Genomic DNA, 13,567 nt, shown 5'->3' with positions numbered 1-13,567 from the left:
ATTATTTTTGTACATTTGCCCCGTGAAAAAATAGATTATAAATATGAAAAGAATCTGTCTTTCGTTGCTTGTTTTAGCCACTTATCAGGGCTTTGCACAACAATCTTTTTCGGGATTAAGAACCAGCGTATATGGAGGCACACTAACTCCCATTTCTAATCCTGCTAATGTACTTGGAGCACGTCCTTGGGATGCCAATCTGATATCTGTAGATGCTGATATGGGAAATAATACTATGGGATTTTCTCCAAATTTGACAAAGTCCCTTGAGGATTTCTCTAAGGGGTTGAATAATGTAATTGATGCTAACATTAAAGCGGATATTTTAGGTCCTTCCTTTCTATATCGTATCAATAAGAAACATGCAGTAGGGCTTTTCTCTCGTGCACGAGCTATGGCAAGTGTCGATGGCGTAGATGCTAAGATGTTACAGGCATTTTTATCAGCTAAGAATTTAGAACTACCTACCAATCCTTCGGATTACTATAAGGTGAAGAGTATTAATGATATGAACTTATTGGTCAATGCCTTTATGGAAATAGGAGCCACTTATGCTTATACCCTATATAATGATGGTTATAATCTTATGCGTGTGGGAGCAACTCTTAAGTATGTACAAGGTTCAGGTAGTTTCCGTATGGGATTCTCAGGAATTAACAGTGATAATGTAACTCTTCGTAGGGAGAATGGTGATGTTATTATGCATGTAGGGAATGGATATGCAGAGGTAAGGAGTGGTGGTCTGAATGTAATTAATGATGGTTCGTTAGGAGACCTCTTTAAATCAGAGGCTTCTACTGTAGGACTTGACCTCGGTTTTGTGTATGAATATAGCCAAGATGGTTGTCCTAATTGCGACGGACATATTCCTTACGATTTTAAGGTGGGGGTTTCCTTGTTAGATTTAGGACGTCTCAAGTACAAGACAAATAAAAACTCTTTTACATACACTCTTCATAATCAAGATATTAATCTTGAAAATATGCAAGATAGTTTTGATAAAATGTCAGATGCTTTGAAAAGAACACAAGAGGGAGAATCTTTTGCCTCTTCTTTGCCTACTACACTGAATATCAATTTGGATTACCGTTTTATAGAAGGAGTATATTTGAACCTTTCCAGCCAGTTCAATGTAGTAAAGAAAAATGAGTATAATGCACGTTATGCAAATGACTTTGTGCTAACTCCTCGTTGGGAAAATAATACTTTTGGCGCTTATTTGCCTATGAGTATTAATTCAGTATCTAAATTTAATGTAGGAACAGCGGTTCGTTTAGGGCCTTTGTTCTTCGGATCTCGTAGTATTTTGACTAATTTGATAGCTAAGAACAATGCTAAAGAGCTGAATTTCTTTTTTGGTATTCGTTTTGGTGGAGCTTTTGAATAGTAAAAATTTTATTTTTTTCGGCATAATTAAAAACTCAAGGAGTGCTCTTTCTTAGAGTACTCCTTTTCTTTATCCTAAAAAATTAATAATTGATAATTAACAATTAATCATTAATTTGTATCTTTGCGCCTAAATTGAAATTTATGAAACAAGAAGAGATAGTAACTCCAGATAAGAATTCAGATAAAGGGAAAAAAGTACAGGTACAAGAAATGTTTGATACTATTTCTTCTTCCTATGATGGGCTCAATAGGGTAATGACCCTGCGTATGGACATTTCTTGGCGAAAACATGTGAGAGAAAAAGTGTTTCAAATAAAACCTGGCACAATACTTGATGTAGCTACAGGAACGGGAGATCTGGCTATAGAACTCTCTAAGATTCCTAAAGCACATATTATTGCTGTAGATATCTCTCAAGGAATGCTTTCAGTGGGAGAGAAGAAGGTAAAAGAGTTGAACTTATCAGATCGTATTACTATGCAGGTAGCCGATAGCGAAAACCTACCTTTTGCTGATGAGAGTTTTGATGCTGTAACAGTTTCTTTTGGAATTCGTAATTTTGAGAATCTTGAAAAAGGACTTACTGAGATTAAGCGAGTACTCCGTCCTAAAGGACGATTGGTTATTTTGGAGACCTCTGTTCCCACTCGTTTTCCTTACAAACAGGGATATAAGTTATATACAAAATTTATAGTCCCTCTCATGGGAAAATTCTTAGCAAAGAACCAAAATGCTTATGCTTATCTCTCAGAGTCCGCTGCTAAGTTTCCCTTTGGAGAAAGATTGTCACAGATTCTTTCTAAAGAAATAGGCTTTTCAAAGGTTATCTACAAGCCCCAAACGTTAGGCGTAGCTACTATATATATAGCTGATAAATAAGTATATATGAAGAAAATTATAGGAATATTATTTGTAATACCTTTCTTTGCAAAGGCACAACCTATTACTAATTTAGAGGATTTTGATTATCAAAAATTCCAATGGGGTTATTATTTTGGACTTAACTCATTAGATTTCCGTTTGGATTATCAGAAATTGGACTATACTACTAATAATCTTATAGATATCCAAACGAAAAAATCAGCAGGTTTTAATGTGGGACTTACAGGGGATTTACGTCTTGTGGATCACTTGAGCCTGCGTTTTGAACCGGGTCTTATCTATAATAAGCGGCATTTGGAATTTCCTAATTTTACCAATGATAATGAACGTATAAGGGATATTAATTCTACTTATATCTATGTTCCTGTTCTCTTGAAATATGGTGCTAAGAGATGGTATAACTTTAAGCCTTATATAACCGCTGGAGCTTCTATGACTTTGAATCTTAGTGCTAATAACAGATCTCATGCAGATAATAGTGAAGGAAAGTTTCGGGTGAATCCCACAATATTCTTTTATGAGTTGGGTTTCGGAATTGATTTTTATACACCTCATTTTCGTTTTACCCCCTCTATACGTGGGTTATTTTCTATTAATAATGAACTTATTTGGGATAATGACCCTGCCAGTCCCTGGACAAGTAATATAAAGGGACTCTATACACGAGGGATAATGATTAATCTTACATTTGAATAACTTAATTTATATGAAAAAAAGTAGTTTTGTTTTATTCTTTTCCATATTATGGAGTTTTATGGCTAAAGCCCAAATTTCTTTTGGGAGTAAACCCTTTGAACAACGTGATGAAAATCCTGTACAATGGTCTTTCTCTCAGGAGAGACTTTCTGATACAGAATATTTGCTTACTTTTAGTGGGAAAATTGCTCCAAAATGGCATGTTTATTCTCAGAAAAATCCAGAAGGAGGAGCCCTTCCTATGGTCATTACCTATACAACACAGGGAATAGAGCTTATGGGAGAATCTCAAGAGGAAGGTCTACAGAAAGCTTTTAATGATGTTTTTGGAGTGAACGAACTTTTCTTTGAGAAAAATATAAAAATCACTCAAAAAGTTAAGCTTACTGATCCTAATGTAAAGTATATCAAAGGGGAAATCTTCTGCCAAGCTTGTATAGATGTATGTATCAACCTCAAGGAGGATTTTGCCTTTTCTTTGGATGGATCTGTGGCTCAAGTAGAAGAAAAACACATAGATGCACGTAGTCAGGATTTGGCAAAAAATCTCGAGCTCCCTCTCAAGAACAAAGAACTTATTGAGGAAACAAAAAAAGAATCCAACTGGACAGTATTCATCTTAGGCTTCTTAGGAGGCTTTATAGCCTTACTTACTCCTTGTGTGTTTCCTATGATACCTCTTACAGTCTCTTTCTTTACTAAGCAGAGCAAAACACGTAGAAAAGGTATATTCAATGCTTTTCTATATGGGCTTTTTATCCTATTGATATATGTGCTTTTAAGTATTCCCTTTCACTTTTTGGATAATATAGATCCCGAAATTCTCAATACTATTTCTACTAATGTATGGTTGAATGTAATTTTCTTTGTAATTTTTGTATTTTTTGCTTTTTCCTTCTTTGGATTCTATGAAATTACGTTGCCTGCATCATGGGGGAATAAGATGGATAATGCTTCTAATATAGGGGGAATCATTGGAATTTTCTTTATGGCACTGACTTTAGCCATAGTTTCCTTCTCTTGTACGGGACCTATTTTAGGATCACTTTTGGCGGGATCACTCTCCTCAGGAGGAGCTACTCAACTAACTTTAGGAATGGCAGGTTTTGGGCTTTCCTTGGCTTTACCGTTTGTACTCTTTGCTCTTTTCCCCTCTTGGTTGAATTCTTTACCCAAATCAGGAGGTTGGATGACCACTGCTAAAGTATTTTTAGGCTTTTTAGAATTGGCTTTTGCACTTAAGTTCCTTTCTAATGCTGACCTGGTAGAGCACTGGGGATTGCTTAAAAGAGAAATATTTGTAGGGCTCTGGTTTATTCTTTTTGCCTTACTCACCTTATATCTCTTTGGTTTTATTCGTTTTCCTCATGATGGACCTAAAAAATCATTGCTACAATACTCCAAAGGTCGTTTGTTTATAGGGGTACTTTCGGGATTATTTTCTATATATCTGCTTTTAGGACTTTTCGGAAAGAATAGCTTGCGTATACTTAGTGGTTTCCCTCCCCCAGAATCTTATGCCTTCTTCCCTAAAGAGCAAAGTAGTGGACAGATTATCTTTAAGGACTATTATCAAGGAATGGCGTATGCTAAGGAACATAATATGCCAGTGATGTTGGATTTTACAGGATGGGCATGTGTGAATTGCCGTAAAATGGAGGAACATGTATGGACGGACTCTCAAGTGAAGCAACTTATGCAACAGTATGTTCTTATCTCTCTTTATGTGGATGATAAGGAGGAACTCCCTAAGGAACAGCAATTTGATTTTAAGCATCGCAACGGTCGTGTGGAGTATATAAAGACTATAGGGGATAAGTGGGCAACTTTTCAAGAGGTGAATTTCTCTACGGCTTCCCAGCCATATTATGTCCTCCTTTCACCTAATACAGAACTTCTCTCTACCCCAGTACAATATGTGGATACAGAAACTTATAAAGAATGGCTTGAAAAAGGAATTAAATCAATGGTTAATTAATTATCAATTTATTAAATATTACATTGTTAACAATTTGTAAATTGTGAATACACAAAATTTATTAGAAAGACTACGTCAGATTGTGGGGAGTAAGTATGTGATTACAAACCCTTCACAGACAGAACGCTATCGCACTGGTTACCGATTTGGGACAGGAAATGCTTTGGCGGTGGTGCGCCCTGCTACTCTGTGGGAACAATGGCAAATCCTTGAAGCTTGTATGGATGCAGATGTAATTGTCATCTCTCAAGCTGCAAATACAGGAATTACAGGAGGGTCTAATCCTTTTGGAAATGATTATGACCGTGATGTAGTGATTATCAATACTATGCGTAATGATAATATTCAACTTATCCTCAATGGAGAACAAGCGGTATGCTTACCTGGTTCTACATTGAATCATTTAGAACAGGAACTTAAGCCTTATGGGAGAGAACCTCATTCGGTGATTGGCTCTTCCTGTATAGGAGCTTCAGTGATTGGTGGAGTATGTAATAACTCAGGAGGCTCTCTTGTACAGAGAGGTCCTGCCTATACTGAGATGGCGCTCTATGCTCAGCGTAATGCTGATGGGAAACTGGAGCTTATCAATCATTTGGGAATTGATTTAGGGGAGACTCCTAAGGAGATACTCACTAACCTACAGGAGGGGAAATACCAAAATAAGGATATCAAGGACACTGGGAAAAGAGGGCATGATCATGAATATTGTAATCATGTTCGTCAGATAGATGCTGATACTCCTGCTCGCTTTAACGCTGACCCTGCTCGTCTATATGAAGCTTCAGGAAGTGCAGGTCGCCTTGCGATCTTTGCCGTGCGTGTAGATACTTTCCCTGCCGAAGAGCATACAGCAGTGTTCTACATTGGTACTAATGACACTAAGGTACTCACTGAGCTACGCCGACACATGCTTGGAACCTTTGAGCAGATTCCTATCTCCGGAGAGTATATTCACCGTACAGCATTTGACATTGCTGCTAAATATGGTAAGGATACTTTCTGGTACATCAAGCATGTAGGTACTGAGTACCTACCTAAACTCTTTTCTCTTAAAGCATGGGCAGACCGTGTGGCAAAAAAACTCCCTTTTATGCCACATCATTTTAGTGAAAAATTCCTACAGGGTACCTCTAAACTTATGCCTAAGCATTTACCTCAGATTATGTGGGATTATCGCAATCAATATGAACACCACCTTATCCTAAAAATGGGTGGAAAAGGGGTAGAAGAAGCTCGAGAATACCTTAAGGAATACTTTGCTGATAAGAATAAAGGAGCTTATTTTGAGTGTGATGCTAAGCTTGCCCAAGCAGCTATGCTCTTGCGTTTTGCTGTAGCATCAGCAGCCATTCGTTACCGCTCCGTACATGAAAAAGAAGTAGAGGATATTGTAGCTTTGGACATAGCTCTTAAGCGCAATGAGGAGAACTGGTTTGAACAACTCCCTGCCGAATTAGACAACAAGATCCTACACAAGCTCTATTATGGACATTTTATGTGTCATGTTTTCCATCAGGATTATGTGATTAAGAAAGGCTATAATTGTGAGGAGATAGAGGAAGAAATGCTTAAGATACTTGATAGGAGAGGAGCGGAATATCCCGCCGAACATAATGTCGGTCACCTATATCACGCCAAGGATTCCCTTAAGAACTTTTATAAGGAACTGGATCCTACCAATAGCTTTAACTCAGGTATTGGGAAGACCTCTAAGAAAAAAGATTGGAAATAGGGATTAATTATCAATGATTAATACTTATGAAAAAAAGAATAATATTCTTATTATTTGGGATACTCTTCTCTTGTCATGCGCAAAGAAAGAATCTCTTACCGCAAAACAAACAGGCTATCCACCAGGAGTGTTATTGTGATAAAGATATAGCTATGGACAGGACAACCCGACATATAGTGTTAACACATATTCGATTACGTAAAGAGGGAAATGATTATTTCATACAAGGAAATTGTTGTGATATACTAAGAGCTTATGTGCAAAGCGAAAAGGGAGAATATGAAGAGGAATCGGTACAATGTATCTCTGATGAGATTCAAGAATTCCGTCTTACAAACAATATTCAGTATAGTCTTTCTTACAAGGGCAAGGGAGAACAGTTTATTTTAACCCAAAAGTGGGAAGAAGCAAAACCTTTTTTTCTGAGCAAAGAACTTCAAAGGGAGGATGTTTTCATAGAAGTAGGAGTCTCCAATGAAAACAATTCTCTTCTTTGGGTATATACAAGAAACTATAATTATAAGAAGTAAAGAACTTATTTCATGACTAAATAATTCAAAACTTAAAAACTAAAATTAATATGTTTTTTCCTAAAGATCTTCGTTATACTCCGGAGCACTTATGGGTGCGACAAGAAGGAGAAGTGTATTATGCAGGGATTACTGATTTTGCTCAAGAACAACTCAGTGATATCGTATATGTAGAGGTAGAAACAGAGGGGCAAACACTCGAAAAGGATCAGATATTTGGCACTATAGAGGCGGTAAAAACCCTCTCTGACCTGTATATGCCCCTCTCTGCGGAGATTGTTGCCTTCAACAAAGAACTCGTACGCAAGCCTGAACAAATTAATAAGATTCCCTACCAAGCATGGATTCTCCAAATAAAACCTACCCAAATAGAGCAGTGGGATACCCTTCTTACAGCGGAGGCATACCAGGCAATAATTAACGCTAATAATGATTAATCATTATCTAAATACATCTTCCGTACTTTTTTAAAGAGTTCAGAGGAATATACAAAGTCGGTAACCGCTTCATTATCTGTCTTGAAGATAGTATCTTTGCTGCCTTCCCATTCTTTGTAGCCATTCTTAAGGAAGATAATCTGTTCGCCTATTTCCATCACTGAATTCATATCATGGGTATTAATAATGGTGGTGATATTGAACTCCTCGGTTACTGTGTGGATAAGGTTATCTATTACAATGGCTGTTTTGGGATCTAATCCTGAGTTGGGTTCATCACAGAATAGGTATTTGGGCTCATTGACTACCGCACGAGCAATAGCCACACGTTTTTGCATTCCTCCTGATATTTCAGAAGGTTTTTTGTGATGGGCATCTACTAAATTTACCTTATCCAGAACGAAATCCACCCTGTCTTTCATCTCTGCTGAGGAGAGGGAGGAGAACATCTGTAAGGGAAACATTACATTCTCTTCCACTGTCATGGAGTCAAAGAGGGCACTTCCTTGGAAAACCATGCCCATTTTCTGTCGTAACTTCCGGCGCTGCTCCTTGTTCATATCGGTGTATTTGACCCCATCATAAATAATGTTTCCGCTATCAGGTGCATAAAGTCCCAAAAGAGTTTTAAGAAAAACAGTCTTCCCAGAACCACTCTGTCCGATGATGAGGTTCGTTTTTCCTTTATGAAAGGTTGCAGAGATTCCCTTGAGAATTTCCACTCCGTCAAAGGATTTTTTTATATTCTGTACTTCAATCATTTATGTAAGAAGTATTTGAGTGATGATAAAATCAATAATAATAATGGCAACACTTGTCCATACAAAGGATACTGTACTAGCCTTTCCTACATCCAAGGCACCTCCTTTCATATAATAGCCATGATAAGCAGGGATAGTCGCCAGCACGAAGGCAAAGATAACACTCTTAATTAGTGCGTAGGTAATATCAAAGGAACGGAATTGAAGTTTTAAACCTTCTAAAAATTCTGCTGAAGTGGCGTAATGTCCTACAGTAGCTGCTATATATCCTCCATAGATACCTAAAGCCATCGCCATAGTAATAGCAAAGGGATATAAAAGCAAAGCAATAATTTTAGGAAAGATTAGATAATTCAGTGAATTGACCCCCATAATATCTAGAGCATCAATCTGTTCGGTAACCCGCATAGTACCTATACTGGAAGTGATAAAGGAACCTACTTTCCCTGCTACAATGATAGAGGTGAAAGTAGGAGCAAACTCCAGTACAATGGTCTGACGTGTAGCAAAACCAATCAAACTCTTAGGAATAAGAGGATTATCAATATTCAGTGCCATTTGTATAGCAATTACAGCTCCTACAAATAGCGAAATAAAGGCAATAATCCCCAATGAACTATACATAAGGTCATCTATCTCTTTCATAATGAGCTTTTTCATTATAGACCATTTGGTTCGCTTACGAAATATTTCATATATCATCAGGAAATAGCGCCCGATAGCTTCTAAGTGTTTCATCTTGTTCTTTGAAAGGGCAAAGGTACAAAAAAAGTGAATAGTGAAAAATGAAAAGTGAAAAATTTCCTTTTCTCTTGTTTTCATTAAGTTACAAATGCTTTCATAGCTATTACATCCTATTGTAAAAAAAGAGATAAGTTAATATTTTTTTAGAATAAGTAAAAACAAAAAAAATAGAATTAATTTCGTACCTTTGCTCCGCAAAAAAATGATAGATATGGATCAGATTTCACAAATCCTCTTTTTGGTTTCCGATAGCCTCCTTATTCCTGATATTATTGTGCTATTGGTACTTTTTGTACGTGCTTTACTGTTGGTAGGCAGCTTTTACAATCAGTATATTACTAAGTATAAGAATGAGAGACAGCTTCGCCCTATACTTCAGAGCCTTACTCCTGAGTCGGTAGTTGAATTACATAAGGTACTACCAAAGAAGGATAATTCATTGTTTGTAAAGTACTTGCGTAAAATATTAGAACATCCTGCGGATGATGCTTATACTGATTATATGATAACTAATTTTGAGAATGAAGCGGAAAAAGATGTAGTTACTTCCAAATTATTAGCAAAAGTAGGTCCTGTATTAGGGCTTATCGGGACGCTTATTGCTATGAGCCCTGCTCTTACAGGACTTTCTCAAGGGGATATTTCCAAGATGGCATCCAATATGCAGGTGGTTTTTGCCACTACTGTAGTAGGGCTTGTTGTGAGCCTGGTAGGGCTGATAACCCTTCAGCTCAAGCAACGCTGGTATGCTAAGGAGGTGAACCAATTGGATTATATTACTCGTACCTATAACCAACAACTTATTGAGAAATGAGAAATACGCGTAGAACAATGCCTTTCAAGGATGATGATGCAGATCCCCTAAGTGTGGTAGTAAATCTCTTTGATGTAGCTATGGTCTTCTCTGTAGCATTGATGGTTTCCATGGTAATGAACCTAAATCTCTCGGCTTTCTTTACTGGAGGAGATTTTACGATTGTGAATAAGAACGGAGATGATATGGAAATTATTCAGAAAAAAGGAGAAAAAATTACTAAATACAAGACAACTAAGGGGGGCTCTCCCTCTGATGGTTCTTCTAAAGAAAAGGGTAAACGCTTGGGAATACTTTATGAAAATGAGGATGGTGAAAATATTTTTGTTCCAGATTAATGCATCATGTTATTAGATAAATTAAAGGATTATACACTTATTTTAGCTTCTTCCTCTCCTCGTAGACAACAGTTTTTAAGAGAATTACGGCTTGATTTTCAAGTACGCATCAAAGAAATTGAGGAACATTATCCTCCTGAATTGTGTAGAGAAGAAATTCCCCTCTATATAGCTAGGAGTAAGGCAGTACCCTTCCTTAAGGAACTTAGGGATAAGGAAGTTTTGATTACTGCTGATACGCTTATTTGGTTTGAAGGTGAAGCTATCGGTAAGCCTAGGGATTATGCAGATGCTTTGGCGACACTTACTGCCTTTTCTGGGAAAACACATGAGGTAATTACGGCTGTATGCCTTACGATGAAGGACAAACAGAAAATCTTTTGTGATACTACTGAGGTAACTTTTGCTCCTCTTACCTCTGAGATGATTAACTACTATTTAGCTAATTATCATCCTTTTGATAAGGCTGGTAGTTATGGAATTCAAGAATGGATAGGAGCCGTAGGAATCACTCAAATTAAAGGCTCCTATAATAATGTAGTAGGATTCCCCACCTATTTGTTCTACAGAGAACTAATGGATATGATAGAAAATTGAAAATGTGAGGGTTATATTATGTTGTTCGTTCAATTACGTAGTCCACAATTTGTAAGAGAGCTTTTTTGAAGGGAGAAGCAGGAAAATCATCTAAAATAGCAAGTGCTTTTCTTTGGTAAGCTCTCATTTTCTCTTGAGTACGCTCTATACCTCCATGAGCTTTTACAAAGGCAATGACTTCTTTTACCCGTTTCTTATCTGTATTATAGTTCTTAATACTATTAATGAGCCAGTGGCGATCTTTTTCTTTCACTGTATTCAATACATAAATAAGGGGGAGGGTCATTTTCTGCTCTTTAATATCAATACCTGTAGGTTTTCCAATAGCCTCTTCTGTATAGTCAAAAAGGTCGTCTTTTATCTGGAAAGCCATGCCCACACATTCTCCAAAGAGTCGCATCTTTTCTATTAGCGTAGTATTCTCAGGAGCAACAGAACAGGCACCCATAGCACAACAAGCAGCAATAAGAGTGGCTGTTTTCTGTCGGATGATTTCATAATATACTTCTTCAGTAATATCCAACCGGCGGGCTTTTTCCATTTGAAGGAGCTCTCCCTCGCTCATTTCACGTACGGCGACGGAGATAATCTTCAACAGGTCAAAATCATTATTATCTATTGATAACAGAAGTCCTTTAGAAAGAAGATAATCGCCTACCAGAACAGCAATTTTATTTTTCCATAATGCATTGATAGAGAAGAAACCGCGTCGCTTATTACTATCATCTACTACATCATCATGCACCAAGGTTGCGGTATGAATAAGTTCTATTACAGCAGCCCCTCTGTAAGTACGCTCGTTTATAATACCATTGGAGATGAGTTTTGCTACTAAGAAGACAAACATGGGGCGCATTTGTTTTCCTTTTCTATTTACAATATAGTGTGTGATACGGTTCAGTAGAGCAACCCGTGAGGACATGGATTGTCTGAATTTGTCCTCAAAGGTAGCCATCTCCTGAGCGATGGGTTCTTTTATTTGTTCTATGATTTTTGCCAAAGTTGAAAATATAAAAAAAATTATTTACTCCCATTCTAAAAGTCGTCTTTCTCCTTCGATGGTTTTGATATCAGTAATATCCTGAGACATCTCTATCACTCCCTTATAATTCTTCTGTGCATCACGTACAGCAAAATAGCGCACATAAATAAGCCTACCGCGATAGTTAAACCAGAAATTAGCTTCATTCTGAGTGCCATTACGGAAAGCTTCTACTATTTTGAGTACAGTTCCTACACTCTTTGGAGGATGACAGAACTTGACTTCACGACCTATAATACCTGCACTACGAGGGAACACGCGTTCTTCTCCACGATTATAGAAGATAACCTTATCATGCTCATCTACAAAAGTAATATCAACAGGAAGAGTCTTTAGCAGTAAGTTTACCTGCTCTATGGTCATATATCCTTCATTATAATGCTGTGCCTTTTCATCAAAGACAACATCAGTACGTAGAGTGGTGTCCATAGAAGGATGTATATAGGTGGATTCATTAGGGTAGGGAGGAGGAGGGGTCGGGAGCATCCAACCAATTTCCTCTTCTCCTTGTCTCATTTTTATCCAATCATCTTCAGAAAGAATATCCAAAGCACGTGCAAAAAGGATGTTATATTCTATATTGAGTAAGCGTTGCAAATTTTCTTCTACATATACCATATTGTTTTTAGCGCCTACAAGGTCCTTCTCCTCCAAGTTCTTACGTACTAAACGAAACATATCACGAATAGTATCATGGAATGACCACATATTTTGTGAAGGATTTGTCCAACCGTGTTGCTCTAAGAAAGGAAAGAGTTGATTTTCTTTACGCTGGAAGCGCTTTTCAACAGTGGAAAGTTGATTGAAAAGGTTGTAGAACTTCTGATAATCCTCAGAGGGATCAGTACGCATGATCTCATCTAATAGGTTTTCAATAAGTTCTGTCTCACGTAAGTAGGTGCGTATGGGGTGTCCTTCTGAAAGTTCTGAATACATATCTTACAAAATTATGGGGCAAATATACAACTTTTTTCTGGGCAAAGAAACATAATATTTGTTTTGATAATAAAAAAAAATATATACCTTTGCTCTTTAATTTTCAAAGAAATATAAAAGATGACAAAAGAGACAACTTTTGATGTGCTTATTGAAATCCCAAAAGGAAGTAGGAATAAGTATGAATATGATTTTGAATTAGGTAAAATGCGTTTTGACAGAATGCTCCATACTTCTATGGTATATCCTACGGATTATGGTTTTATCCCAGAAACCCTTGCCGATGATGGAGATCCTTTGGATGTACTTGTTATCTCTACTATCCCTTTTTTTCCTGGTTGTGTAGTAGAAGTTAAACCTGTAGGAATCCTTTATATGTCCGATGAAAAAGGAGGAGATGAAAAGGTTCTTTGTGTTCCTAAGGCGGATCCCATGGTAAGATCTCTTAATGAACTTAATGAAGTAAACCCTCATCTGACTAAGGAGATAGAACATTTCTTTAAGGTGTATAAAGACCTTGAAAACAAGAAGGTAGAGGTAAGAGGATGGGGAAATGCAGAAAAAGCACTTGAAGTATACAGAGCGTGCATAGAACGTTATCAAAGGCAATCTGTTAAGAAGTTTGTATTATAACTTCTTATAATGTATGGAAATCTTTGCTATAGAAGATAATTGGCTTAAAGATTTC

15 protein-coding genes are annotated in these 13,567 nt (G+C 37.1%); 11 read left to right on the top strand and 4 right to left on the bottom strand.

What is annotated here, in order from left to right:
- Positions 1–43: 43 nt before the first annotated feature.
- The 7 genes from HMPREF9071_RS11000 (at position 44) to gcvH (ending at position 7,647) form a co-directional block, all read left to right on the top strand.
- Entirely contained in the window at positions 44–1,387 is a 1,344-nt protein-coding gene (locus HMPREF9071_RS11000; RefSeq protein ID WP_009401315.1) for a DUF5723 family protein, read from the top strand.
- 143 nt (positions 1,388–1,530) lie between these two features.
- Complete coding sequence (ubiE, locus tag HMPREF9071_RS10995) at positions 1,531–2,268, top strand: bifunctional demethylmenaquinone methyltransferase/2-methoxy-6-polyprenyl-1,4-benzoquinol methylase UbiE (protein WP_009401314.1); 738 nt, start codon at positions 1,531–1,533, stop codon at positions 2,266–2,268.
- 6 nt (positions 2,269–2,274) lie between these two features.
- Positions 2,275–2,967 (top strand): porin family protein, encoded by a 693-nt coding sequence (locus HMPREF9071_RS10990; protein WP_009401313.1) that lies wholly within the window; start codon positions 2,275–2,277, stop codon positions 2,965–2,967.
- A 10-nt stretch (positions 2,968–2,977) separates the two neighbouring features.
- Complete coding sequence (locus tag HMPREF9071_RS10985) at positions 2,978–4,945, top strand: protein-disulfide reductase DsbD (protein WP_009401312.1); 1,968 nt, start codon at positions 2,978–2,980, stop codon at positions 4,943–4,945.
- Positions 4,946–4,988: 43 nt separating this feature from the next.
- Positions 4,989–6,680 carry a D-lactate dehydrogenase gene (gene dld / locus HMPREF9071_RS10980; RefSeq protein ID WP_009401311.1) on the top strand — a complete coding sequence of 564 codons (1,692 nt, stop codon included), beginning with the start codon at positions 4,989–4,991 and terminating at the stop codon, positions 6,678–6,680.
- 26 nt (positions 6,681–6,706) lie between these two features.
- On the top strand, positions 6,707–7,210 hold the full coding sequence (locus HMPREF9071_RS10975; RefSeq protein ID WP_009401310.1) for a hypothetical protein: 504 nt from the start codon (positions 6,707–6,709) through the stop codon (positions 7,208–7,210).
- A 50-nt stretch (positions 7,211–7,260) separates the two neighbouring features.
- Positions 7,261–7,647: a glycine cleavage system protein GcvH gene (gcvH, locus tag HMPREF9071_RS10970; RefSeq protein ID WP_009401309.1), complete on the top strand. Its 387-nt coding sequence runs from the start codon at positions 7,261–7,263 to the stop codon at positions 7,645–7,647.
- On the opposite strand, the gene HMPREF9071_RS10965 is transcribed toward gcvH, so the two are convergent.
- Positions 7,644–8,408, bottom strand: coding sequence for an ABC transporter ATP-binding protein (locus tag HMPREF9071_RS10965; protein ID WP_009401308.1), 765 nt, complete (start codon positions 8,406–8,408; stop codon positions 7,644–7,646). The genes gcvH and HMPREF9071_RS10965 overlap by 4 nt on opposite strands.
- Positions 8,409–9,146, bottom strand: coding sequence for an ABC transporter permease (locus HMPREF9071_RS10960; protein ID WP_040358757.1), 738 nt, complete (start codon positions 9,144–9,146; stop codon positions 8,409–8,411).
- A 217-nt stretch (positions 9,147–9,363) separates the two neighbouring features.
- Between HMPREF9071_RS10960 and HMPREF9071_RS10955 the strand changes: the two genes are divergently transcribed.
- The 3 genes from HMPREF9071_RS10955 to HMPREF9071_RS10945 are packed head-to-tail and all read left to right on the top strand — an operon-like array spanning position 9,364 to position 10,901.
- Positions 9,364–9,966, top strand: a complete 603-nt coding sequence (locus HMPREF9071_RS10955) for a MotA/TolQ/ExbB proton channel family protein (RefSeq protein ID WP_040358756.1) — start codon at positions 9,364–9,366, stop codon at positions 9,964–9,966.
- Positions 9,963–10,304 carry a DUF2149 domain-containing protein gene (locus HMPREF9071_RS10950; protein WP_009401305.1) on the top strand — a complete coding sequence of 114 codons (342 nt, stop codon included), beginning with the start codon at positions 9,963–9,965 and terminating at the stop codon, positions 10,302–10,304. Before HMPREF9071_RS10955 ends, HMPREF9071_RS10950 begins: the two co-directional genes overlap by 4 nt.
- 6 nt (positions 10,305–10,310) lie before the next feature.
- Complete coding sequence (locus HMPREF9071_RS10945) at positions 10,311–10,901, top strand: Maf family nucleotide pyrophosphatase (RefSeq protein WP_009401304.1); 591 nt, start codon at positions 10,311–10,313, stop codon at positions 10,899–10,901.
- A gap of 16 nt (positions 10,902–10,917) precedes the next feature.
- On the opposite strand, the gene HMPREF9071_RS10940 is transcribed toward HMPREF9071_RS10945, so the two are convergent.
- Together HMPREF9071_RS10940 and HMPREF9071_RS10935 are read right to left on the bottom strand one after the other, a co-directional pair.
- Entirely contained in the window at positions 10,918–11,856 is a 939-nt protein-coding gene (locus HMPREF9071_RS10940) for a polyprenyl synthetase family protein (RefSeq protein WP_050784946.1), read from the bottom strand.
- Between the two features lie 69 nt (positions 11,857–11,925).
- On the bottom strand, positions 11,926–12,879 hold the full coding sequence (locus tag HMPREF9071_RS10935) for a DUF438 domain-containing protein (protein WP_009401302.1): 954 nt from the start codon (positions 12,877–12,879) through the stop codon (positions 11,926–11,928).
- A 120-nt stretch (positions 12,880–12,999) separates the two neighbouring features.
- Here HMPREF9071_RS10935 and HMPREF9071_RS10930 point away from each other — a divergent pair, with 120 nt between their 5' ends.
- Positions 13,000–13,512: an inorganic diphosphatase gene (locus HMPREF9071_RS10930; RefSeq protein WP_009401301.1), complete on the top strand. Its 513-nt coding sequence runs from the start codon at positions 13,000–13,002 to the stop codon at positions 13,510–13,512.
- The last annotated feature ends 55 nt before the right edge of the window (positions 13,513–13,567 follow it).

It is taken from the genome of Capnocytophaga sp. oral taxon 338 str. F0234, from assembly GCF_000192225.1.
Classification (GTDB): Bacteria; Bacteroidota; Bacteroidia; order Flavobacteriales; family Flavobacteriaceae; genus Capnocytophaga.
Note: the sequence above shows the minus strand (reverse complement) of the source record. Positions and strands in the feature narration are given on the sequence as shown.